This window comes from Salinithrix halophila, from assembly GCF_042650125.1.
GTDB lineage: Bacteria > Bacillota > Bacilli > Thermoactinomycetales > DSM-45169 > Salinithrix > Salinithrix halophila.
The window spans coordinates 698,456-723,140 of sequence record NZ_JBHSAP010000018.1; the positions used below are offsets into that span (position 1 = coordinate 698,456).

General features: G+C 50.9%; 22 protein-coding genes and 1 riboswitch. All 22 genes read right to left on the reverse strand.

Annotation, left to right across the window (positions count from 1 at the left end):
* The coding region (locus ACFOUO_RS16490; RefSeq protein WP_380706226.1) for a D-alanine--D-alanine ligase at positions 1 to 1,053 on the reverse strand (1,053 nt) is incomplete at its 3' end.
* 54 nt (positions 1,054 to 1,107) lie between these two features.
* Complete coding sequence (gene yihA, locus ACFOUO_RS16495; RefSeq protein WP_380706227.1) at positions 1,108 to 1,731, reverse strand: ribosome biogenesis GTP-binding protein YihA/YsxC; 624 nt, start codon at positions 1,729 to 1,731, stop codon at positions 1,108 to 1,110.
* Between the two features lies 1 nt (position 1,732).
* Positions 1,733 to 4,066 carry an endopeptidase La gene (gene lon / locus ACFOUO_RS16500; RefSeq protein WP_380706228.1) on the reverse strand — a complete coding sequence of 778 codons (2,334 nt, stop codon included), beginning with the start codon at positions 4,064 to 4,066 and terminating at the stop codon, positions 1,733 to 1,735.
* Between the two features lie 189 nt (positions 4,067 to 4,255).
* Positions 4,256 to 5,944 carry an ATP-dependent protease LonB gene (lonB, locus tag ACFOUO_RS16505; protein WP_380706229.1) on the reverse strand — a complete coding sequence of 563 codons (1,689 nt, stop codon included), beginning with the start codon at positions 5,942 to 5,944 and terminating at the stop codon, positions 4,256 to 4,258.
* A gap of 160 nt (positions 5,945 to 6,104) precedes the next feature.
* On the reverse strand, positions 6,105 to 7,298 hold the full coding sequence (locus ACFOUO_RS16510; protein WP_380706230.1) for an alanine racemase: 1,194 nt from the start codon (positions 7,296 to 7,298) through the stop codon (positions 6,105 to 6,107).
* 12 nt (positions 7,299 to 7,310) lie between these two features.
* Entirely contained in the window at positions 7,311 to 8,438 is a 1,128-nt protein-coding gene (locus tag ACFOUO_RS16515) for a lipid II:glycine glycyltransferase FemX (protein ID WP_380706231.1), read from the reverse strand.
* Positions 8,439 to 8,663: 225 nt separating this feature from the next.
* On the reverse strand, positions 8,664 to 9,923 hold the full coding sequence (gene clpX / locus ACFOUO_RS16520; RefSeq protein ID WP_380706232.1) for an ATP-dependent protease ATP-binding subunit ClpX: 1,260 nt from the start codon (positions 9,921 to 9,923) through the stop codon (positions 8,664 to 8,666).
* 22 nt (positions 9,924 to 9,945) lie between these two features.
* Positions 9,946 to 10,524, reverse strand: coding sequence for an ATP-dependent Clp endopeptidase proteolytic subunit ClpP (gene clpP, locus ACFOUO_RS16525; RefSeq protein ID WP_380706233.1), 579 nt, complete (start codon positions 10,522 to 10,524; stop codon positions 9,946 to 9,948).
* An 80-nt stretch (positions 10,525 to 10,604) separates the two neighbouring features.
* Positions 10,605 to 11,897 (reverse strand): trigger factor, encoded by a 1,293-nt coding sequence (gene tig / locus ACFOUO_RS16530; protein WP_380706234.1) that lies wholly within the window; start codon positions 11,895 to 11,897, stop codon positions 10,605 to 10,607.
* 646 nt (positions 11,898 to 12,543) lie between these two features.
* A complete protein-coding gene (locus ACFOUO_RS16535) occupies positions 12,544 to 13,053 on the reverse strand; it encodes a metallophosphoesterase family protein (protein WP_380706235.1) in 510 nt (169 codons plus the stop codon).
* A gap of 21 nt (positions 13,054 to 13,074) precedes the next feature.
* Positions 13,075 to 13,716: an XTP/dITP diphosphatase gene (locus tag ACFOUO_RS16540; RefSeq protein ID WP_380706236.1), complete on the reverse strand. Its 642-nt coding sequence runs from the start codon at positions 13,714 to 13,716 to the stop codon at positions 13,075 to 13,077.
* The gene (gene rph / locus ACFOUO_RS16545) at positions 13,652 to 14,458 is read right to left on the reverse strand and encodes a ribonuclease PH (protein WP_380706237.1); all 807 of its coding nucleotides are present in this window, start codon (positions 14,456 to 14,458) and stop codon (positions 13,652 to 13,654) included. The genes ACFOUO_RS16540 and rph overlap by 65 nt, the downstream gene beginning before the upstream one ends.
* A gap of 205 nt (positions 14,459 to 14,663) precedes the next feature.
* Positions 14,664 to 15,707 carry a GerMN domain-containing protein gene (locus ACFOUO_RS16550; RefSeq protein ID WP_380706238.1) on the reverse strand — a complete coding sequence of 348 codons (1,044 nt, stop codon included), beginning with the start codon at positions 15,705 to 15,707 and terminating at the stop codon, positions 14,664 to 14,666.
* A gap of 133 nt (positions 15,708 to 15,840) precedes the next feature.
* Positions 15,841 to 16,677 carry a glutamate racemase gene (gene racE / locus ACFOUO_RS16555; RefSeq protein WP_380706239.1) on the reverse strand — a complete coding sequence of 279 codons (837 nt, stop codon included), beginning with the start codon at positions 16,675 to 16,677 and terminating at the stop codon, positions 15,841 to 15,843.
* Between the two features lie 181 nt (positions 16,678 to 16,858).
* The gene (locus ACFOUO_RS16560; protein ID WP_380706240.1) at positions 16,859 to 17,305 is read right to left on the reverse strand and encodes a MarR family winged helix-turn-helix transcriptional regulator; all 447 of its coding nucleotides are present in this window, start codon (positions 17,303 to 17,305) and stop codon (positions 16,859 to 16,861) included.
* 207 nt (positions 17,306 to 17,512) lie between these two features.
* Positions 17,513 to 17,734, reverse strand: a complete 222-nt coding sequence (locus ACFOUO_RS16565) for a helix-turn-helix domain-containing protein (RefSeq protein WP_380706241.1) — start codon at positions 17,732 to 17,734, stop codon at positions 17,513 to 17,515.
* Positions 17,735 to 18,175: 441 nt separating this feature from the next.
* Positions 18,176 to 18,664: a DUF4309 domain-containing protein gene (locus ACFOUO_RS16570; RefSeq protein WP_380706242.1), complete on the reverse strand. Its 489-nt coding sequence runs from the start codon at positions 18,662 to 18,664 to the stop codon at positions 18,176 to 18,178.
* A 346-nt stretch (positions 18,665 to 19,010) separates the two neighbouring features.
* Positions 19,011 to 20,270 (reverse strand): cytochrome P450, encoded by a 1,260-nt coding sequence (locus ACFOUO_RS16575; RefSeq protein WP_380706243.1) that lies wholly within the window; start codon positions 20,268 to 20,270, stop codon positions 19,011 to 19,013.
* Between the two features lie 520 nt (positions 20,271 to 20,790).
* Positions 20,791 to 21,837, reverse strand: a complete 1,047-nt coding sequence (locus tag ACFOUO_RS16580) for an ABC transporter substrate-binding protein (protein ID WP_380706244.1) — start codon at positions 21,835 to 21,837, stop codon at positions 20,791 to 20,793.
* A gap of 128 nt (positions 21,838 to 21,965) precedes the next feature.
* Entirely contained in the window at positions 21,966 to 22,754 is a 789-nt protein-coding gene (locus ACFOUO_RS16585) for an ABC transporter ATP-binding protein (protein ID WP_380706245.1), read from the reverse strand.
* Positions 22,751 to 23,818, reverse strand: a complete 1,068-nt coding sequence (locus ACFOUO_RS16590) for a FecCD family ABC transporter permease (protein ID WP_380706284.1) — start codon at positions 23,816 to 23,818, stop codon at positions 22,751 to 22,753. Before ACFOUO_RS16590 ends, ACFOUO_RS16585 begins: the two co-directional genes overlap by 4 nt.
* A gap of 218 nt (positions 23,819 to 24,036) precedes the next feature.
* Positions 24,037 to 24,222: riboswitch (cobalamin riboswitch) on the reverse strand.
* Positions 24,223 to 24,438: 216 nt separating this feature from the next.
* Positions 24,439 to 24,685, reverse strand: a 247-nt coding sequence (locus ACFOUO_RS16595; RefSeq protein WP_380706246.1) for a zinc ribbon domain-containing protein, incomplete at its 5' end; no start/stop codon positions are given.

Genomic DNA, 24,685 nt, shown 5'->3' on the forward strand with positions numbered 1-24,685 from the left:
CGCGAGTTGAATCAGTTTCTTCACTAAGCTCCCATAACTGACTCCGGAGTTTTTCCATAGGTTGGCGTACATGCTGTACGGTGTGAAACCGGGCATGGTGTTAATTTCGTTGATTAGAATTCGGCCCTCTTTCTTTGTGACAAAAAAGTCCACCCGTGACAGTCCGGTACAGTCGATAGCCCGGTAAGCCCGCAAGGCCAAGCTGCGGATCTCTTCCAAGGTGTTTTCGGGTAATTCTGCCGGAATACGCATTTCCGATTTACCATCTATATACTTGGCTTTATAATCGTAAAAATCATTGCTGGAGACGATTTCACCAGGGGTAGAGGCCTCCGGTTGCTCGTTGCCCAGGACGGCCACTTCCACTTCCCGGGCATCGATGAACTCCTCGACAATCAATTTGCGGTCATACCGGGCAGCGAAGCGTAGAGCCTTTTTCAAGGTTTCCCGGTCTGTAGCCTTGGATATACCGACACTGGATCCGAGGTTGGCCGGTTTGATGAAGCAGGGATAGCCAAAGTGATTTTCAAGCTCTTCCACTACAGCATCGATCTCGTTTTCCACCCGACTTCGCAGTACCTGGATAAAATCCCCCTGGGGCAGCCCTTCCTGGGCAAACACCTTTTTCATCATCACTTTATCCATTCCTACCGCAGAAGCTAACACACCTGCACCCACGTATGGGATATCTGCGATCTCCAAAAGCCCCTGAATGGTCCCGTCTTCGCCAAAGGTCCCGTGGAGGACGGGAAATACCACGTCCAGCTCCTCCCAATCAAGCCTGGGTAGAAGTCTATCTTCCACCGACAGGGCAGGGAAGGCAGAGACATTCTTACCTAGCTCCTCCAGCCGGCTCTCCTCCATCTTCCCTTCCAAGGCGGGTAAAGCATTCGCGCCAGCTTTCCAACTTCCTTTTTTATCAATGAGGACGGGAAGTACTTCAAACAATGCCGGATCCATCGATTGAATGACGGAGGCAGCGGAATGAAGCGACACATCGTGCTCTCCTGACTTCCCTCCATACAGGACAGCCACACGTATTTTTTTATCCATCTCTCCCCAGCCTTTCCCATCTCTCTCGTCTTTTCCAGCCGTGCGTTCTCCAGCCTATTCTGGAGGTCTCGAAAGGGTTCCCCTCTCTTTTGCGTCCGATATCAGGCGACCGATTTCCGACCATAGCTCCTCTTTTCCTTGCCCTGTTTGGGAGGAGAAGAGGATGAGCGGATCCTTTGGTTCCATCTGGAGCCCTTCCTTCACCTGTTTCTTATGCTTCGGCCACTGGCCGCGGGTGATTTTATCCGCTTTGGTGGCAGCCACAATCACCGGAATGCCCAGGTGTTTCAACCATTCGTACATCGCGATATCATCTTTGGTCGGTGGATGGCGCAGGTCGATCACTTGGAGGATACCCGCAAGGTTATGCCTTTGGGTCAGATATTGCTCCGACATCCGTCCCCAGGCTGCCCGCACCGCCTTAGACACCTTGGCAAAACCGTAACCAGGCATATCAGCGAAGGTTAGGACCCCGTTAATCCGATAAAAATTGATCGTTTGGGTTTTTCCTGGTTTTGAACTCGTTCGAGCTAGATTTTTTCGATGAATCATCCGATTGATCAGCGACGATTTCCCCACATTGGAACGCCCGGCCAGAGCGATCTCCGGCAGGGCGTCTTCTGGGTATTGCCGCGGGTCAACCGCGCTGATGATCAGTTCAGCCTGCGTAACTTTCATCTTAACCCCTCTTCATATCTGCGACCAGAGCCAACTTCAGCACTTCATCCATATGGCTGACCGGTGTAATTTTCAAATCTTCCCGCACACTAGGGGGAACGTCTTCCAAATCCTTCTCGTTTTCCTTCGGGATAAGAATTTGGGTAAGGCCAGCCCGATGCGCTGCCAGGGACTTCTCCTTCAGACCGCCGATGGCTAGCACCCTTCCCCTCAGGGTAACCTCCCCAGTCATCCCTACCTCTCGGGAGACAGGTTTCCCTGACAGGGCCGAAACAAGCGCTGTCGCCATCGTAATCCCTGCGGAAGGGCCGTCTTTCGGAATCGCCCCTTCGGGCACATGGATATGAATGTCGTTTTTCTCGTGGAATTCAGGATCCACCTCCAACGATTTAGCCCGGGAACGAATGTAACTGAAAGCAGCCTGGGCCGATTCTTTCATAACGTCCCCCAGCTTTCCTGTCAGGGTCAGTTTCCCTTTGCCGGGAAAGACCGTCACCTCAATGGTAAGGGTGTCTCCGCCGGCGGCTGTCCAAGCAAGCCCAGTGGCGGCACCAACCTGGTCGGTCGCTTCCGCTTTACCGTAACGGAACTTTTCCGCGCCTAGGTATTGGGAAAGGTTTTTGGAAGTAATGATGACTTTTTTCTTCTCTCCAGAAACTAATTGCTTGGTCGCCTTGCGGCACAAGGTCCCGACGGTTCTTTCCAGATTCCGCACCCCGGCTTCCCGGGTATACTGCCGAATCAACTTCTGGATGGCTTCAGCGTTGATCTGTAATTTATCTTTGCCAAGCCCGTGTTCTTTGAGCTGGCGGGGAATCAGATACTCCTTCGTGATCTTCTCTTTTTCAATCTCCGTATAACCCGAAATGTAAAGCATCTCCATACGATCCAGAAGTGGGCGGGGAATGTTGTGAACCGCGTTGGCCGTCGTGATGAACATCACCTTAGAGAGGTCATAAGGAGCTTCGATGTAGTGGTCGCTAAAGTTTTGATTCTGCTCCGGATCCAAGACTTCTAATAAGGCGGAGGCTGGGTCTCCCCTAAAATCCATGGACATCTTGTCAATCTCGTCCAGGAGAAAAACCGGATTAGCGGTACCCGCCGTCTTCATGCCCTGGATAATCCGCCCCGGCATCGCCCCCACATAGGTGCGCCGATGCCCGCGAATTTCCGCTTCATCTCGGACACCGCCCAAGGAAATGCGGACGAATTTCCGATTGAGAGCACGAGCGATGGAACGACCGAGGGATGTCTTACCCACGCCGGGCGGTCCGACAAGGCAGAGAATCGGCCCCTTTAGTTTCTTTACCATCTGTTGAACCGCAAGATACTCCAACACGCGTTCCTTGGCTTTCTCCAAACCGTAGTGATCCTCATCCAGGATCTTTTCCGCCTTAGCCAGGTTGAGATCATCCTCTGTCTCTTTCTGCCAGGGCAGATCGAGAAGCCATTCTACATAGGTACGGATGACTCCCCCCTCCGCCGAAGAGGTAGGGATTTTCTCCAGACGTTGGATCTCTTTCTCCACCCGTTCCTTGACGGATTCGGGGGCTTCCATCTCTTCCAGACGGCCGCGAAGCTCATCTACTTCGCCCATGCGCCCTTCTTTTTCGCCCAGCTCCCGCTGGATTGCTTTCATTTGTTCCCGCAGGTAGTACTCCTTTTGGGTCTTTTCCATCTGCTTTTTAACCCGTTGGGAAATTTTCTTTTCAAGCTCCAAAACTTCCCGTTCGTCATTCAAGATCGATAACAGGGTCTCCAGCCGTTTTTTAATATCCACGGTTTCTAGGATTTTCTGTTTGTCTTCGATCTTGAGGGGTAGATGGGATGCGATTACATCCGCCAGACGCCCCGGTTCATCGATATCCGACACGGCGGACAACGTTTCGGGAGAAACCTTTTTGGACAACCGCAGATATTGTTCAAAATGGTCGAGAACCGACCGCATCAATGCTTCTACGTTGATATCATCGATCTCATCTTGCAGGATCTCACTTACGCGCACTTTATAATAGGAGTCCGTATCCACAAACTCGATCAGCCGCGCCCGATGCAGACCTTCCACCAATACACGGATGGTACCGTTAGGTAACTTCAACATCTGGCGGACACGGGCAACGGTGCCCATCCTGAAAATATCATCCGTTCCGGGCTCTTCGATCTGGACTTCGTGCTGCGTCGCAAGGAGAATTAAATCATCGTCTACCATCGCCTGTTCCAGTGCTTTAACGGAACGTTCACGGCCCACGTCCAAATGAAGCACCATATTGGGATAGACCAGTAAACCGCGAAGGGGCAGCAACGGCAGTACGCGCTCCTCCTCATTAACAGCCATGAATGCACCTCCGATGCCGTCTCTTGCCTGTTCATTTCAAGGGTTGAACTTTGTACGATTTTATCCTATTCAATACCGTTTGTCCATGACAGCCAGGGAACATGGGCTACTTGGATCCTGTGATAAAACGAAGGACCAGTGTCCCGCGTCCTTTCCCGCGTTTGACACGGCCTCCCAATGGACTCTTCTTTAACCGACAGGAGCGGAAGTGGCTGTTAGAACACCCGCCGAAGCCGGAAGAGAGGTTTCCGTTTCCTCCGATTCCGCCTCTCCACAGGCCAGTTGCAGTACTTGTTCAATATGACGGACGGGAATCACCTTCACTCCTTCCATCTCGTCAAAAATGGCCTGCATATTATCATGGGGGATGATCACCCGGTCAGCTCCCGCTTGTTTGGCCGCTTCCACCTTGGCCACCACACCGCCAACAGGCATCACTTTACCATGAATGGAAAGTTCTCCGGTCATGGCCAGTTTATTGTCTACCTCCACCCCTTTAATGGCAGAATAAATCGCTGTCGCCATCGTCACTCCAGCGGAAGGACCATCCATGGGGATACCGCCGGGGAAGTTAACGTGGAGGTGGTATGCATAAGGATTAATGTCGGTGCGGCGCAGCACGGTAAGCACATTCTCCACGGAACTCCGGGCCATGCTCTTTCGCCTCAGTGTACGACTGCCTCCGCCTAATTCTTCCTCGTCCACCATGCCGGTGATCCGGATCGACCCATCCACTCCGGATTCAACAGGAAGAGCCGTCACTTCAATTTCCAGGAGTGTCCCCGTATTGGGCCCGTAGACAGCCAGACCGTTGACCAGTCCCGCTTGGGGTTTTTCAGGTATTTTCTTGTCCAGTCGCGGGGTAAGCTGGCTGCTGTGGACGACCCACTCCACATCAACCGCCTTAATTTCCTGTCGATTTTCTGTCAGGGCCAACCCGCCTGCTGTCTGAACAATATTGACAGCCTCCCGACCGTTCCCGGCATATTTTTGAATGACCCGAATCGCCTGCTCTTCATATTGAAACTGAATCCGTTCAATCGCCTGACGTGCAATGCGGCTGATCTCGTCGGAAAGGAGCGGACGGAAAAAAATCTCCATGCACCTCGAGCGAATCGCCGGAGGGATTTCCTCTGGCGTACGGGTGGTTGCTCCCACCATGCGAAAATCTGCAGGCATACCGTTTTGAAAGATATCGTGGATGTGGGTAGGGGTATTGGCATCTTCAGCACTGTAATAAGCGGACTCGAAGATGACTTTTCGGTCCTCCAGGACTTTCAGAAGTTTGTTCATTTGAATTGGATGGAGCTCCCCAATTTCATCAATAAACAACAAGCCACCGTGGGCTTTGGAGACCGCTCCTGGTTTTGGTTGCGGAATTCCGGCCATCCCCATCGCCCCTGCTCCCTGATAGATGGGATCGTGGACGGAACCGATCAAAGGGTCGGCAATACCCCGCTCGTCAAAGCGAGCCGTTGTGGCATCGACCTCCACAAATTTGGACTGGAGATTAAAGGGGGATCTCGGGTTTTTTTTCGCCTCTTCCAACACGACCCGAGCAGCCGCTGTCTTTCCGACACCTGGAGGGCCATAGATCAGAACATGTTGGGGATTAGGGCCACATAAGGCGGCTTGTAGCGCTCTCAGCCCTTCTTTCTGCCCGATGATTTCATTGAAGGAAGAGGGGCGGGTTTTTTCAGAAAGAGGCTCTGTCAGGGAGACGCTACGCATCTTACGCAGTTTATCCATCTCCTTCTTCGATTCACGGTCCACCGCCGTCCGACTGGTTTGTTGATTGCGAAGCAGGTTCCAGAAGTAGAGACCGATCACGATCGAAAAAAATACCTGGAGCAACATGATGATGACTGTCCAGTTCATTTCGTTGATTCCTCCCCGTCACAATGGTCGCAGGTTCAATTCTCGCCCCGCGTATCTGGCCTTAGTATGACCGGCCTCGGAAGGGGATAGTCAAAAAGCGAAAAAAACCCGCCCGGCTGCCGGAGCCGGGCGGGTTTGCTAACAGAAGCGGATATCGTCATCAGGGAAGTGCGTTGAGATGCCTGTCGGCCACCTGAGACTGAGAGATTTTCTCCTCCGTCTTTTCTTCGCTTTCCCTTTCTACACACTGATCAAAATGGGCGGTAGTCATGCGGAGTGTAACCGGCAGTTCCTCCCCTACTTCAGGCGCCTTGCTTCCTTCCGGGAAAAGAAGAACACTGGTCTGCATATGAGGGGGCTCGGCAAACCAGGTTCGCTTTCCCTGATACGTATAGGGGCTAAGGTGCCGATTAACAAGAGAGAGTAACCAAAATGCGGTAAGCTTCAGCCGGTCTTTCAAACTTCTCGTGGCTACAGGCGCTTCCAGGCCGACACCGTTGGCTGTTCCCCCTGAAACAAAGACGAGGGTTCCGCTTTTTTTCGCCGGTTGCTGCTTGTATCCGAAACGCTCTCCCTTTTGAACCGATTTAACGTCGAGGACGGTACTTTTGGTCTCAAAAAAGGATTTATCGTGCAGCCATAGCTCGGTGCCAAGCCGCATCGCAAACTGGATTTCCAAATGGTTTTTCCGCAGTTTCGCGTAGAGAGAGGAAGAAACATGGCTGATAAATAGGCGCGGAGTAGGAAGTTTCCATTCAACCGCCTCTCGGATCCAATCTGCCACCAACCGTTCCTTTTCTCCATCTGACACCCCGGTTTGAGGAAAGTGGATGGAAAATCCTTTGACCTGGATCCGCAGACTGGAGGACTGGGTACTCTCTGTAAGCAGGGAACGGAGTCGACCGGCTTCTTCCAAGGGGAACCCATATCGTTTCATCGGTGATTGGCACTTGATTAGCACGGATAAACAAAAGGGCTCCCCGTTCCTCCCCCAGATACTGGGTTGTCCCTGGCACAGGGATTCGAAGGAACGGATAAGGTGATCCAGTTGAGCCGAACTTCCTACGGTAAAGACCCGGTTATCCGCCATATCCTCATATGTCAGCTCCGTCAATACCGGGGTAAGGATAAGGATCTCGTCAAATGAACCGGCTTGCTCCAATTCTCTGGCTTCTTCCACGGTTCCCACGCAAACCGAACGCTTCCCTTTGTGAAGGGCTGCGTCAGCCAGGTACCCGTTTCCAAACCCGTAACCATTTCCCTTGATTACCGGCACATAATCTGGGTATCGCTCCTCCATCACTTCCAAGTGTTGAAACCATTCCCGCCGGTTGAGATACAGGGTAAGACTCACTGTTAGAACACCTCACCGCTTCTTCATATACATGTCGAAAGCCCAGTGCAGGAGCGGTTGCAAAGGATAATCCCACTCCCCGATAAACTCGCAGGCTTCCCCGCCAAACCCTAACTTAAAGCGAAGAAGTCCGTATAGGTGATCTGATTCGTCCAAGGTATTACTGATCCCCCGGAAATCATAAGTATGAGCACCTATGGCGTGAGCATCCTGGATCATCTTCCACTGGATCGCGTGGTTGGGCATTTTCTCCCGCTTTTCGTTGCTACTCGCTCCGTATAGGTACCACGTGTGTCCATTGGTGTGGGTAGCGATCGTGGAGGCGAGAAGCTCTCCTTCGTATCTTGCCATATACAAGCGAATGCGATTCGGATCTTCCCGTTTCATCGATTTGTACATGGTATCAAAATACGAGAAAGCGCGCACGGAGAACTTGTCCCGCTCGGCAGTTACTTTTAGCAGTTCGTAAAATTCTTTTAGTTCCTGCTCTCCGCCTTCGGTTACAACGATTCCCTGCTTGTCCGCCTTTCTAACATTCCGGCGCCAGTTCGTATGAAATCCGGCAAATACGTCATCCAAGCTCCGTTCTTCAAGGGGAAGCCGGAAAACATATTGGGGTTGAATGGCAGAAAAACCACCCTCCCCATCTTTTTCTTTCCATCCCATGGAGCGAAGCTCCTGCTGAACATATTCAGCACTGCCTACTACTTCATCGGGTCCTAGGTCCCTTAGCGTCTTCCCCTTCAGCTCATGCTCCCGCACTTCCTTCAGGTACTCCTTGATTGTCGGTGTCTTCCACTTCGCTCGTACAACCGGCGGTTCCATCTTGACGGAGAAGACATTCTTCCGTCTCAGATATTCGAACAGGGGCTCAAACCATTCGCCCAGCTGCTTCGATTTCCAGTCGATGACCGGGCCCCGAGGTATATATGCCAGGTGTTTGTTCAGTCCGGGCAGCTTACGGTACAAAACCAGACAACAGCCCACCATGCGCTGCTCTTGGTCAAACCAGCCCAAAAGGTCGTTGTCCCATTCAGTCTTCACTTCAGCCCAGGACGGATATTGCATGAAATTTCCCAGGGGTTGCTGGTCGATAAAGGATAAATAGTCCTCTCGGGAGACGACTTCCACGTGCATCATGCAAACCACAACTCCAGTTCCGCTGAATTCTTTTCGATCATGAACCATTGCTGTCTTTTATCACCGGGTCCGCATACAAGGACGAAAAAACAGTGCCCCAGCTGCCATCTGTATTCTACCATAAATGCAGAGGGATGCGGGTAGTAACTCCCTACTTCGAAAGGCCTAACGAAAAGCAAAAAAAAAGCCGCACCCAATACTTTGGTGCGGCTGCCAGTGATTATATTATGCACTCTCTTCTTTTTTGTCGGGGCGACCTTCCCGCGTCGTAAGGCGGGGTGCCACCTTGTTCTTCACCGTAGACTCCGTGACGACACACTCCGTGACATCATCTCGGGAGGGTAGGTCGAACATAACATCGAGCATGATCGACTCGATAATTGCCCGCAGCCCCCGTGCACCGGTGTTCCGTTTGATCGCTTCATCGGCGATGGACTTGAGGGCTCCCTCTTCAAATGTGAGCTCCACATTATCCATCTCCAAGAGTTTCTGGTACTGCTTGACGAGAGCGTTTTTCGGCTCGGTCAAAATGCGAACCAGCGCTTCCTGATCCAACGGTTCCAGTGTGGAGATGACCGGAAGGCGGCCGACAAATTCGGGAATTAGGCCAAAACGAAGCAGATCCTCCGGCAACACCAGTTTCAGATATTCACCGGTTTTCAGATCCGCGGTAGAGCTGTCCGACCCGAATCCGATTACTTTCTTCCCGATGCGTCGTTTAATAATCGGTTCCAGCCCATCGAAAGCACCGCCGCAAACGAACAAGATATTGCTGGTGTCGATCTGAATAAATTCTTGGTGGGGATGTTTCCGCCCGCCTTGAGGGGGAACAGAGGCCACGGTTCCTTCCAGGATTTTCAGCAGGGCCTGCTGAACCCCTTCGCCGGAAACGTCCCTTGTGATAGAGGGGTTTTCCGATTTACGGGCCACCTTATCGATTTCATCGATGTAGATGATCCCCCGTTCTGCCTTCTCCACATCATAATCAGCGGCTTGGATCAGCTTGAGGAGAATATTTTCAACATCTTCCCCTACATAGCCAGCCTCCGTGAGAGATGTAGCATCCGCGATTGCGAAGGGAACATTGAGGATTTTAGCCATTGTCTGCGCGAGCAGGGTCTTCCCGCTCCCTGTCGGCCCGATCATAACGATATTCGATTTCTGTAGTTCAACGTCCTCCACCTTCTGGGACGTATTGATCCGCTTATAGTGGTTATAGACCGCTACGGCCAGGGATTTCTTGGCTTGTTCCTGACCGATAACGTAGGAATCGAGGATTTCGTTGATCTCCTGGGGCTTGGGAAGATTCTGGAGATCGATATCCTCTTCACCGCCCAGTTCTTCTTCAACAATCTCGTTGCACAGCTCAATGCATTCGTCACAGATGTAGACACCGGGGCCAGCCACCAGTTTCCGTACCTGATCCTGTGATTTCCCGCAGAAAGAACACTTTAGCTGTCCTTTTTCCTCGTTGAATTTAAACATGCGAATCACCCCTTTCAAAAGGTTATCGGGTGATCACTTGGTCCACCAAACCGTACTCTTTGGCTTCCTGAGCACCCAAAAAGAAATCGCGATCAGAGTCGCGTTCGATCTTTTTCAGCGACTGTCCCGTGCGGTCGGCCAGGATTTGATAGATCCTTTTCCTGGTGCGTACAATCCATTCAGCGTGGATCTTAATATCGGCAGCCTGACCGCGCACGCCACCCAATGGTTGGTGGATCATCACCTCGCTATTGGGTAGGGCATATCGTTTTCCCTTCGTTCCAGCCGCCAGCAGGAATGCCCCCATACTGGCAGCCAACCCCACACAGATGGTGGAGACATCGGGTTTTATGTATTGCATGGTATCAAAAATCGCCATCCCCGCGGTGATGGAACCGCCTGGGGAATTTATGTACAGAGAGATATCCTTATCGGAATCGTCCGCCGCCAAAAACAACAACTGGGCGGTGACCACATTGGCGATCTGGTCGTCAATCGGACTACCGATGAAGATGATACGGTCTTTCAGCAAACGGGAGTAGAGATCGTAGGCCCGTTCGCCGCGATTGGTTTGCTCCACAACCATCGGTACCAGGTTCACGGTTTCCCCTCCCTTCTGTCGGTTGGTTTAAAAACAAGGCACGCTATATCTACGTGCCTCGTTCTTCCGTCCTATTCTCATTATGCCGCATTTTTACTATTGGATACAAGTAGGTCGATCGTTTTTCGGATTTTCACTTCATCCTTCACTTGCTCCAAACCGCCTTGGGCTTCCATCAGTCGTTGGATCTCAGCCACTTCCCGGTTCATCTGTTCCGCCAATTTTTTCAACTCTTCCTGGACTTCTTCATCGCTGACTTCCACATTCTCCGCCTTGGCGATCGTTTCCAGCGTCAGGTTGGCCCGCACTTTTTTCTCCGCATCTTCTTTGAACTGGCCGCGGATCGCATCGACATCCTGACCCGTGAACTGGCTGTACTGTTCCAGGTTAATCCCCTGCATTTGCAGTTGTTGTTCGAAATGGCGAACCATATGATCCACTTCGTGCTCCACCATCACTTCAGGCAGTTCAATCTCAGCGTTGGCGGCGGCTTTTTCCACCAATTGGTTCCGTTTGTAGCTTTCTTCTTCGTTTTTCTTTTGCTCTTTCAGCTTATTCTCGATATCGCTTTTCAATTCTTCCAGGGTATCGAACTCACTGACGTCCTGGGCGAATTCATCATCCAACTCCGGCAGGCGCATGCGCTTGATTTCATGCACTTTCACCTTGAAGACGGCCTCTTTGCCGGCCAGTTCTTCAGCGTGGTAATCTTCCGGGAAGGTAACCGTGATATCTTTTTCACTGCCGGGTTCCGAACCGATCAGTTGGTCTTCAAACCCGGGGATAAACTGACCGGAACCTACTTCGAGGGTGTATTGCTCTGCCTTACCACCTTCGAAGGGTTCTCCGTCGATAAACCCTTCGAAGTCCATGATCACCCGATCGCCTTCTTCCACTTTTCCATCCTCAACTGCGATCAGTTCTCCTTGGCGTTCCTGCATTTTCTTCAGTTCGGCGTCTACATCCTCCGTATTGACGGAGAAGTCTTTTTCCTCAATTTCGAGGCCTTTGTATTCGCCCAAGGTCACTTCAGGCTTGACGGTTACCGTCGCCTTAAAAATGAAGGGTTTTCCCTTCTCCAACTGGTCGATGTCGATCTCCGGCTGGTCAACCGGTTCAATACTCGTCTCCTTTACTGCGGAGGAGTAAGCTTCCGGCAACAAGATATCCATGGCATCTTGGTAGAGGCTCTCCACCCCGAACCGATTTTCGAAAATCGGACGCGGTACTTTACCCTTGCGGAAACCGGGGACATTGACATTCTTGACAACTTTCTTGAACGCCTTATCCAGGGCTCCCCCCAGTTGTTTTTCATCTACTTCAACCGTCAGCACCCCACGGTTTGTTTCGGTCTTTTCCCAGCTAGCCTTCATCGGCGCTTCCCTCCTGACAAACTCTGTTCAATCAACGGAATAACTCTTTAACCCGCAATTTCCGTACGTTTACAACCACCTCATTATAACACAGAACCTCGCGGTTGCAAGCGGGAGAACACAAGCGGACAAAGCAAAAAACCCCATAATGGGGTTTTTCAAAAACAGACACCGCGACCCTTCCCCAGATGGTGTCCCAGGAGGGATTCGAACCCCCGACCGACGGCTTAGCATACCACTGTAACTTTCGTTACCAACATCCGTTGTTTGTGGTCTGGACTATATCTTCACCATTTCAGGTGCGACACGTATAGTCTCTACGGAACCTCACGATAATCACGCGCCCTTTGGCACTTGACTATTCTTCGGAGTTTCTACCCTCATCCTATACATGAGCCTTTAAAACTCCTCAATCTGTTTTACCAAGATCGTAAGTTTCCTCGGTATTACCATCAGCATGATCTGTTAAGGCTTCACCGATACAGTGTCGTCCACTTTGCAGGTTTCCGTTTCCCTGCAAAGGCTCCTATATTGAAGGCCGTTGCTCTATCCAGCTGAGCTACTGGGACCCGTGGGAAGTGACAAACGGTGTATATATTTTATATTGAAACCTTCCTCATCGTCAAGCGGAAAAAAACGGAAACCTTCACTCTCCCCAACGGAATGTTCCGCCTCGATCATGAACGGGCGTGCCCTGAGTCGTATAAAAAGCAACCTCGGCCCGGTTTTCCTCACCGGTCTCCAATACCGCATAGGTGGGTACCGGATAACCCCTCGGCGAGGAGATGCTTCCCGGGTTAATCAACAAAATGGGCCCGTCCTGTTCACAGACGGGAAAGTGGGAATGGCCAAAGCAAGCGATCTGGGCCCCCGCCTCCTCCGCTCGATAACGCATCGGCAGCAGAGTGGATTTCACCTGGTACCGGTGTCCGTGGGTGACGAAGAAACGGGCCTGTCCTACTTGCCACAAGTCCTCTTCCGGGACTTCCTCCCAGTCGCAGTTCCCCCGGACGACGGTCATGGGGACATTCGGTAACTCGTTACGATCCGTGGTGAAATCCCCGCAGTGGATCACATGATCGGCGTTCACTCGGTCCACGATCTCCCTGAGAAGCCGAGCTTCCCCATGAGAATCGCTAATGATCAGGATCCGCATCTCTCTACCTCCCTGTAACGTTTAGCTGCTTATCGAGAAATCGTAGTGTGTCAGAAGGAGGTTAATTAGTGTTTCCGCTGCTCGAGCCCGATGGCTGATCCGATTCTTTTCTTCGGAAGTAAGTTCGGCAACGGTACAGCCCAATTCCGGTAAACAGAAAAGTGGATCGTACCCGAACCCGTTCGTTCCCTGGGGAGCATCGACGATCCGACCGGGAACCTCTCCCCGAACGACTTGGGTTTCCTCACCAGGAACAGCGAGAGCCAAAACACAAACAAAGGAGGCACCCCTTTCCTCTTCGGGGATCCCCTTTAATGCGTTCAACAGCTTTTCGTTATTGGAAGCATCCGTGGCGTTCTCTCCGGCGTACCGGGCTGAATAAACCCCCGGAGCGCCTCCGAGTGCATTCACGGCCAATCCCGAGTCGTCAGCGGCCACCGGCCGGTCAAGTACCTTCGCGATGGTTTCGGCTTTCTTGATAGCGTTCCCCTCGAAAGAATCCCGGTCCTCCACAATCTCCGGCAACCCTTCGATCCCGTTTAAACCGACGACGGAAACCCCCAAGGATCCGTGTAACAGGGCGTTCAGTTCCTCAACCTTATGATGGTTTCGTGTGGCGAACACGAGCTCTGTCCACGGCCACGGCGCTTTGGCGTGTGTCATCCGAATCGCCTCCGATCCCTCGTCCAGCTTCCTTCAGGACGTCTTTCTGCAAGGCTACCAACCGATCGATCCCTTCTTTCCCAAGGCCGAGCAGCTGGTTTAACTCCTCTGGGCTAAAGGGTGCGTCTTCACCAGTCCCCTGCACTTCTACATATTTACCTGCACCGGTCATGACCACGTTCATATCGACATGGGCCCGGGAATCCTCTTCATAGCAAAGATCCAGACAGGGAACCCCATCGACGATCCCGACGCTAGTGGCGGCCAGATAATCGGTTACCGGCATACGTGAAAGGGCTCCGGTCTTCACCAATCGGTGGAGAGCCTGGGCCATGGCTACGTATGCCCCGGTAATGGAAGCGGTACGCGTCCCGCCGTCGGCTTGGATTACGTCACAATCCAGCCAGATCGTCCGTTCCCCCAACTTTTCCAATTGGATGACGGAACGCAGGGAGCGGCCGATCAGCCGCTGGATTTCCATCGTACGGCCCCCCACTTTCCCTTTGCTGGATTCTCGGATCGACCGGGTTTGGGTGGCCCGAGGCAGCATGGCGTATTCAGCGGTGATCCATCCTTTGCCAGATCCGCGCAGAAACGGCGGCACCCGTTCCTCCACTGAGGCCGTGCAGATCACTTTGGTATCCCCGATGGATATGTAGACGGAGCCTTCCGCGTGTTTGATATAATCGGGAATCATTTCGACTTTCCTGAGTTCATTTTGCTGACGTCCGTCTACTCTCAATAGGGTCCCCTCCAAAATTTAGTTTCACTATTATAACACACGTACGGTCCCGAGACAGTGCCTCATGAGAAAAAGAGGTGGTCCCTTCCACCTCTTCCTGCATCATCACCATGGAGGCCCGCCCTCTCGAACCAATTGACCCGATAGAGCCCAACTCCCACCTTTTATTTTACCTAAACCATCCGTTTTCCATGCAGGTTTTGTTTTAAAAACCGGCGGGATTGATGCGTTTGGGGCGGGTGACGGGCTTTTCAAATTGTCCTCCTTCGGAAGCAGTCTCCGCTTTTCCATCCACGGTGATCTTCACCTTTTTCGCAGCCGTGTTTTCCGTCAAGGAAAGCACAATAGTGGTGAGGGCATCTTGGGAAGCCTTTTTCTCATCACTATATTGAAGAAGCTCCTTCCCGAAATCAGCGACCGCTGTATCCCCCTCTACTTTGACACTGTTTACCCGGGTGGTCTCCGCCAGGGCATTGACCAATTCCGATCCGTGCTGAGGCCCTTTCACCAATTCCTTAAGAGCGGCTTCCGCCGTGTTCTCCGCCCGATTAATCATCCGGGTCACCGGTACATAGTAGACGGTATTATCCTGTGTCTGACCCAGGAAATAAACCGTTACAGGCATACTGTTGCTGGCGTTGATTCCCTGAGCCAACTCCAAGTTGATCCCCCTTGCCCGGGTAAGCCCTTGAGCAGGGCTTTTCCCTTTCGGCATCGCTTCCAGGGGCTTTCCATCGACACGGATATTCACTTTTTCCACTGAATCGAAACCGGTTAACGCCCAGGTGACTGCAGAAAGGATCTTCTCCTCCATCTTCTTGTTATAGGAGAGAAACTTTTTAGAGAAATCAATGGTAGCCGTTCCCTTTTTGATATCGAGCCCTTTCACCTGCGTACCCTTGGGTAGAATACCGCTGAAACCTTCCGGAAGCATCGCTTCCCCGGCTCCCCCCTTCACCATGTAGGAAATCGCCTCTTTAGCAATCCCCTCTACTTTTGGGATATTGAGTGCATAAGGAACCACATATCCCGTATCGGTGAGGAAATAAAGTTCTAGATCACCCTTCTTAGCGGAGGGTTCCTCTTTTCCCTTTTTTTCAGGCTGATTCCCTTTTTCTTTCGTATCCAACTGTTTAGGCGGTGGGTCAATCGGCGCTGAATCCCGCTCTTCCGGGCCAAACAGACAGCCCGACAGAAGCAGGGGGAAAATCAGCAGAATTGCCGCCCCTTTCAACCAATGTTTCCGCATACGATCCCCTCCCTGGGACAAAGGTCTAGTACATGTATACGAGCCTATGGCAAAAATATCCCATTTGTTTGTCCAAGGAGAGTAGGAAAAAGAAAACCCGCCCGGAAACCCGAGCGGGAAGGAAGTATACGGATCAGCCAACGGTATTTTTGACCATGGATTCGGTCATGATCTGTTCTACCTCTATGGAACAGCCGAGCCACTGTTCCGCGATCAGCCGGAAAGGGGCAGGCGGTCCACTGGTGAAGAAGTGGTGGGAACCCTGCAAAAATCCCCCTTCTGCCAACATCCCCTTGTGGTGCAACACTGTAGAAAGTTCCCGTGCCGTCTCCTCAGCGGAGTTGATCAACGCGGTCTCTCCCCCCAGTTCCCGGCGGATCATATCGGCAATCAGTGGATAATGGGTACAACCGAGGATGAGGGAATCCAGGCGATGCTGTTTCAAAGGTGTAAGAGCCTTTTTCACGATCTGACGCGCCCCGTCGGTACAGCCGCTCCCGCTTTCCACCAGAGGAACGAGAGTGGGACAAGCATGGCTGAAAACGAATAGCTCCGAGTCAATCCGTTTCAGGGCTTGCTCATAGGCTGTACTGCGGATGGTCCCCTGGGTCCCGATCACGCCGATCCTCCCGTGCTGGGAAATCTTGATCGCCGCCCGTGCTCCGGGCTCGATCACCCCCAGTACCGGAATAGAAAAGTTTTTTCGTACGGTTTCCAACGCGGCCGCGGTAGCCGTATTGCAGGCAATGACAAGCGCTTTCAAGGGAAAACGGGATAAAAAATGGACAATTTCAAGAGTAAAGCGCCGGACTTCCTGCGGGGTCCGCGGGCCGTAAGGACAGCGTAGCGTATCTCCGAAATAAAGGACGTTTTCCTTCGGGAGTTGGCGGAAAACTTCCTTGACCACTGTCAACCCGCCCACTCCCGAATCGAGTATTCCAATTGCACTGTTGGGTGAATGCTGATCCATCGGTCTGTACAAGCCTCCATTTCGATCCGTCCATCACAATCCTTTCCATTACTCTATGGAAAAGAATGAGAGGACGACCGTGTCAGTATCATTGGTTCCAGATTTATTTTCTTAAACGGGCTCCAAAGAAAAAGGGTGCCAGTTCCCTTGAAAAAAATCAACTCCCCCACAGAGAAGGGAGTCAAATTTTCATCTCGCGGTGGAGTGTCGACAGGTGTTTAGACATTTCCTTCACTTCATCGACGGGTAAATGGGACAGGATTTCCGACAGATAAGCCTGCCTCGCCTCCATCACTTCCCGGATAATCGATGTTCCCTTGTCCAGGAGGTGGATACGTACCACCCGACGATCCCGTTCGTCCCGAACCCGCTCTACAACACCATTTTTTTCCATTCGATCGACGAGATCCGTCATCGTGCTGCAAGCCAAGAACATCTTCTGCGACAATTCGCCAATCGTCATATCTCCTTCTTCGTTCAACCACAAAAGAGCCGTGAACTGCGGAGGGGTAATCGGAAACTCATGGAGGAGTTCACGCCCCTTCCGCTTAATAATCACACTGATCTCACGGACCAGCCGTTCAATCTCCATCACCAGCTCTTTTGGCAATCCGGGTTTCGTTTCCATAAAAAGCGTCGCTCCTCTGACAGTCTTCCGATCCGTCATGGAAGTGGGCAGTTGGGGCTCCGAGCCCTTTCACCCGCGCTATACGAACCATGTTTCCATGGTATACGATGAGCTACCGTGAGACAAGTTCTACTCGAAAGCCCGAGAAAAAAAGTCTGGAAAAGGTAAAGAAACCCTACACCAGAGGTAGGGCCGAAGAGAAAAGGTTCAGATTTTTAGATCGCCAAGGCGTACCAATTCCACCACAGCTTGAGACCGTCCTTTTACATTCAGTTTCTGCATCACATTCGAAATATGATTGCGGACGGTTTTTTCGCTGATGAAGAGTTGCTGGGCGATCTCTTTGGTTGTCTTATCCTGCACCAACAGCTCGAACACTTCCCTTTCCCTGTTTGTCAACAAGGGTTTCCCTTTCTGGTTGCTGCTCAATGCGCCACCCCTCCTTGCTCGAACTCTTAGAACACGAGGGTAAGGGACTCAGTCAGGTTATTGTATGAACGGGCATATTTCGCGGTGCTTTCGCCTTGGAAAAATAGGCTGTCTCTCTGTGGCCGCCAAGACTGTCGGGAAACCGGGAACTGCAGTATCTTATGCCATCCACCCAAGGCCGGTGACAAATCCCCCTTACGGTAATTAGGGTGGTCAACAGGCATAAGAAGAGCCCCCGACTTTTCTCATGGGTGCTCCCCTTTCTTCCTTCGCTCATTTTATGGAGTTATTTTCGCCGTGGATGATTGGCGCTCGTCATTCCTCCTTCAATAGTCGTAAGAGGATGTTCCTTAAAGTAAAACCACTTTTCGCAAGGAATACGAATCTGTTTGACAGCGAACATTTACAATAAGAGCCGGTGCAGTGAATGATGTCGGTCCTTTATTCCCGCTCCGATAAATCCAATATCACTTGATCGGCTGGGGTGATCCGTCGTACACGGAGCTCATACCTGCCCATCGGGTATGTTAACGCTTTGTAAGTTGTCGGCTTTACTTTATAACGGTTACCTAGTTTTCGATTGACTTCTTCCAAACTAATATTCATTTTTATCTGATAGTACATTACTATATTGGTCTCATCAACTGTGAATATAATTTCTTGTCCATTTCTCTTATAAATATAATCCTGAATATCTTCGTTATCGATTTGCTTGTTGGGTTTTCCCCACTTTTCAGTGACCTGTTTAAAAGGAAAATTAGAAAGGGGGAAAGGAATACCTTTTACTTTTCCTTTATTGAATAATCGAATAGTTTCTTTATCTAAGGTAACAATACTTTCCTGGTGATTCCTTGTTTCCTGAAGGTCAGATTGTATACAAGACGTGTTCATCATAAGTCCAATCATAAATAGATAGAAAAATTTTCCCATCGTTTTCGTTACACTCCTTAGCTCAACTAAGTATTCGTGTTAATGGGATAACGCAAACCCAAAAATGTCTCTCATCTTAAATGACCATATCTAGGGTATAATTTTCTAGATCCACTCCCCTGATAAAACAATCCTTTTTTTACTTTTGTAAGAAGTGCACAGATTCCTTCAGATGAGTTAAAATATAAACCATTTCTTAGAATAAGTAAAGCCCTCTTGCAGAATAGGAAGGCGGGTCATATACCAGACGAAGCCCCATACTTCATCTTCAAAACCTGTATAGTCTTCCCTGAAAAAACAGGCAATCGGGATCGTTTACCAAAAGGGCACTAATATCTAAATTAAATTACATAGTTTTCTTAATCTCTTTTATTAAAAATTTACTACGGGGAATACTTGGCATGTTTACCATACTGAAACTTAAATCCTGATCAGGAACTTCATATTCTATTCGATTTAATAGATAATCAAGACCCACTTTCATGACTTCCATAGTGACCCACTCACCAGCACAGCGGTGTCCCAAAAAGTAATCGCCACCCCCCTGTGGGATAAAGCTAAAGGGACTTCCTTCCCATATGCCAAACCGACCCGGATTGAACATATCGGGATTTTCCCAAATTTCGGGGTCATGATTTGTGCCATAAAGATCAAGCAAAGTTAATGTACCTTCTTCAAATTTATAGCCGTTCCATATGAAATATTTTTTTACCCGTGCCACGACAAACGGAAAAAATGGATAATAGCGGCGAACTTCCTGGACAAACATTTGGGCATATTTTTCATCACCCGTTTCAAGTTTCTTCCTTTCTTCTGGATAATGATGCAAAGCCAATGCAATGAAATTAATGAATATAGCGATCGCAACCATCGGTCTTAAGATATTGATCACTTCCACAGCAGCAGTCTCGGCGTCCAAAAGATTTCCTTGCAGATCCCGGTGCCAGGAAAATCTGTGTAATGCGGTATTTTCGGTGGGATTCACTTTCCCATCACGAACCTTCTCAATGATTTCTCCCATCCACTTTTCTACCCGATTCCGTGCTTTTCTCCCTAACCAATGAGCGGGCCCGATTGCAGCTGCCGACTCAAACATCGCTCCCAAATCTTTTGTCAACCTCTGAACTTCGTCTTCTTGTACAGGTACACCTGCCCACTGGCAGGCTATCTTACACATCATTTCCTTCGCTTCATCATAAAGAATAACCGCATCCATCTGTTCCCATTTACCCACTGCTATTTCCCACTGTTTTTTTGTAATGTTGGTCAGTTTTTTTAGTCCCTCAGGAGACATGATCGACATAAACATTTCCTTTCGATGGCTATGAGCCTGTCCATCTAATGCCTGAACACCATTTTTTCCAAACAATGTTTGCATCACCCGATTGGGTGCAGCATCTTTCCTTTGGAATTTCTCAGAGTCATAAAATACTTCCGCAGCTTCCTTCCCCCCCATGCAGATCGCTTTCTGCCCAAGCAAACGGGTCTCAAAAACATCAGAATTAAAACTTTTACGTCTGTTCAACATGTATAGATATCCTTCTCTCATAAAGCTCAAGGTATGGTCTATTCCTTTTTCCTGAGGCATTTGATTTGTATTGGACATATCATTCATCTCCATTTCTTAAGCAATGATCTTATCTTTTTTGAGACTCCACACGGCGCCCTCAATCCATTTCTGCTTCGGACAACTCCCAAGTTCAGGGCTGCTCATCAGCCCGTCCTATGCAGTTAGAAGTATACTCAAATGGGCGGTGTATCTGTTACGAGTACACTAGGCAGCAAGGCCGGATAGGGCCTTGTCAATAATAATCGTAGCTATGCTTTTCTCTGTGCCCACATTTGCAAGCCTAACTTGTGTATGTAGGATTCACTCCTTTGAATCCCTTAGTTAATTCTTCTTTTCCCAACTGTCCACTTATCTCATGCATCCAATTTCAGTCCCGGGCCTTGAAAGGCGATTAGGGAAAGCTCCACTAAATCCCTTCGATATTCCTGTACGGTAATTAGGAAGGTCATCAGGCATATAAAAAAGGAGCCCCCAACTTTTCTCATGGGTGCTCCCCTTTCTTCCTTCGCATTTCATGAAGTTATTTTTCGCCGTAGCCCGGCTGATTTCTTTAAGGTTAAGGCTCAAATTTTTCAGGAAAAAATCCCTTGGCGAGGGTTTCCACCGTGTCAGCGTTCCGCACCCCTTCAAAAGCACCCGTTAAGGGAATGACGACAAACCGTTTATTTTTGACCGCTGGCGTTCCTTTCAACTTGGGATTGTCCAGAATCTCTTTGACCTTTTCATCGGCGGATTGCTTGCCGTAATCGTTAACGACAATTATTTCTGGCTTTCGCTTCACCGCTTCTTCCCAGCTTACTCCCGCCCAGTCTTTATCGAGGTCGCCAAATACGTTCTCCCCTCCAGCGAGGCGGATCAATTCGGTTTCCAGGGAACGCCCCGCCGTGTATAGACCGCTTTTGCCGCTATCATATACCAATACTTTGACCGGCTGATCCTGCCGGCCCACCCTCTTTTGCACCCGGTCGATCTTCTCTTTCATCTGTTTGATCCGTTTTTGCGCCCGGGATTCCACGCGAAAGATCCGTCCCAGATTACGAAGGTCGGTGTACACATCATCCATGGTTGGTTGGCCCTCTACGTAATTTCCTTTGGTAACGTAAGCTGGAATCCCTTTGTCCGCGTAGCTTTCCACCGTAGCCAGCCTCTTTTCGTTGAAAGAGTAGATCTGGCCGTAAACAAAGTCTGGCTCCACCGATAACAGGGCTTCCATGGATGGGTAGCGCTCCGCCAGCACGGGAACTTTTTTATATTCTCTTTTATACTTAGGCAGGATCTGATCATTCCTATACGCCGTTCCTACCATATATTTTTCCAGACCCAGCGCCAGCATGTTTTCCGTCGTATTTTGATCTAGGCTAACCGCCCGCTGCGGAACTTCCGTGAACTCCAGCTCCTGGCCCATGCTGTCGACGATGACCCTCTCACCGGAAGAAGAAGTTTTCTCCCCGCCACTAGGCTCCGCCCCTCGACCGCAGGCTGTCACCAGTACGGCGACGAGCAAGAGCGAAGAAAAAAAGCGCATCCTGAAACGCAAACTCTTTCCCTTCTCCTCTCTTCCCCCGCTCTGCGGGTCAACGCCAGTGTTAAAAAAACTGAACAAATCGAACATCCCCCTTCAGGCACCATGAAGCAATGGTTGTCAAACAACAAGGCAAATCGAAGCAACCCTGATCTGAGGTACGATGAACCTAACTGGCGGACCTTCTCTCTTTTCCTGCCAATCCCGAGCTACGCCCTCAAGCTTTTTTCCAGCCTGTCCGACAAGAACAGCACATGGATCTTCCCCGTTCGGCGATGGCGTTCCACTTCCGCCTCCACCCCGAACACTTCGCGCAACAAACCGGGGCGAAGTACCTGTTCTGGCGTGCCCGAAGCGACCATCCTGCCCGACTCGATCACAAATAGCCGGTCGCAGTAAGCGGCGGCAATATTCAGATCGTGCAACGCGGCTAACGTGGTTACGCCGATTCCGGAGATCAGATCCATGATCTGCAGCTGATAACGAATATCCAGATGGTTGGTCGGCTCGTCCAGGATGAGAAAGTCGGCTTGTTGAGCCAAGGACCGAGCGATCAACACCCGCTGTTTCTCACCGCCGGAACACTTTATGAAGGGTTGATCGGCCAACCGGGTCATCCCCACTTGATCCAGTGCATCCGCTACAATCGCCCGGTCTTTTTCTGTATCCCCCTCCAGGAAACCTTTGTACGGATAGCGGCCCATCATCACGATCTCCCGCACCGTAAAGTCAACCCCGTCAACAGACTCCTGCTGAACGACGCTCATGGCTCGGGCGGTCTGTCGGGAGGAAAGAGTCGATAGGTCCTGTTCATCCAGGGAGATCCATCCCGCATCCGGCCGCAAATGCCGATAAATCGTTTTGATCAACGTGGACTTCCCGCTACCGTTAGGACCGATTAAACCGACGAACTCACCCGGCTTCACTTCAATCCCCACTTCATCCAACAACCGATTTTCGGCGATGGTGAGGGTTACTTTTTCTGCTTGTAGCTTCATCGGCCATCGCCTCCAAAAGAGTACAGATTGCGGCGCATGATCCACAGAAAGAAGGGGCCCCCACACAAGGCGGTGACAATCCCGATCGGCAGCTCTTCCGGAGCGATAATCAAACGGGCCAGCACGTCCACCCACACGACGAAAATCGCTCCCCAAAGGGCACTGACAGGCAGGAGACGGCGGTGGTCTGAACCGAAGACGGGCCGGACCATGTGCGGGATCATCAGGCCGACAAAGCCGATCACCCCGCTGACCGATACGATCACCCCCGTCAAGAGCGCTGACAGGACGACGATGAAAATACGAAACCGCTGGGTATTGACACCGAGGGTACCAGCCGTCTCTTCCCCCATCAGCATCGCATTGAGCGGGCGATATTGGAAAATCAACAGAAGCCCTCCTATGACGACGACCAGCCCCAAGATCTTTAGATGCTCCCACTTGGCTCCGGTCAAGCTGCCGAATAGCCAGAACAGCGCCCCCCGGATGCCTGCTTCATCCTTAGCGAGGGCGATAATCAGATTGGTGAGAGCCGAACCGATGGCAGAGACGGCGATCCCGGTCAACAACATGCGGATGGGAGTGGCTCGTCCCTGCACCCGAGACAGCAGGAGCACCAGCATGATAGCGGTCAATGCACCGAGAAAGGCGGCGACGGAAAGGGCATACAGGCCGAAGGCGCTGAAGGCACCCATCAAGATCACCAGGGTCGCCCCGACGGAAGAGCCGGAGGAGACTCCCATTATAAAGGGATCGACCAGCGCATTCTTGAACAATGCCTGCATCGCAGCCCCCACCACTGCCAGCCCGGCGCCGACCAGTACCCCCAGCAGTACACGGGGGAAACGGATCTCCCAGATAATCACCTCTCTCGCCTTGGACCAGTCCGGTTCGATCCAACCGCCGACCCCGGGAATATGGGAAAAAGCGATTTTCCAGATGGTCTGCGGCGGAATCGAAATAGGCCCGATCATCACCGCCGCAGTGACAGAAGCGAACAATGCCAGTAATAACCCCGCCGTGATCAGTGGAAAGTACGTTTCCAACTTTGGTCGTATTACCATGTCATCCGCTTTGAGAACCCGCAATAAACCACCCTCTTCTTCATTTTCCGAGTATGTCCGAGTAGAACCCTTTTTGCCAGCGCTTTCAATGCCTTTGCTTTTTGCACGGAAAAAACCCCAACCTATGCGATTGGGGCTATGGGTACGAATTTGGGCACGATAAGACAGACCTTATGTATCGTCTCATTTTCGTACACCCCTTCCTTTCCTCGAAGGTTTTGGGTGCAGCATGCTAGGTAGGTCTCCTGGCTTCCGTGTCATCGCTCCCCTTTCGCCTTCCCCGTACGAGTGGCATCCTACACAAAGAGAGCTCTCCGGTTACAGTGGCGGGACCGCTCGGGATTTTCACCCGATTCCCTGTTACCCCTTGGAAAAACAAGGGCACCCAGCAGCTTCACTATGAAGTTGTCTATACATGAGTATTATAATGAACCTCCCCCACTTACGCTAACGCTAAGAAGTGGGGGTTTCTTACCATCAGAACCAAAAAGCTCTCACGTATCGAAGGGTTTGCCTCCCATACTCGAATCGAACCGACTCGGAAAGCCCTTTTGGATTCCTAAGTAAGCAACAGGCACGAATCGTACCTGGGTCGGAACAGACCATCTACTACTTCTCGCTCAGGCGATCCGTAGATACGTTTGCTTCGTGGAAACATCGAGATGCTGGATCTCTCCATGAAGCGATTTGGCTAAAATATTCCTCGCTCCGTGGATATCGCGATGTTCGTGATAGCCGCAGGAACAGCGGTAGTTTCTAGAAAAGGATTTCTTTCTCTTCTTGCAGACAGGACATGTCTGACTGGTATAGGATTCATCAACATCATGCAGGCGGATTCCCCTCACGGCTAACTTGTATTGCAGGTAT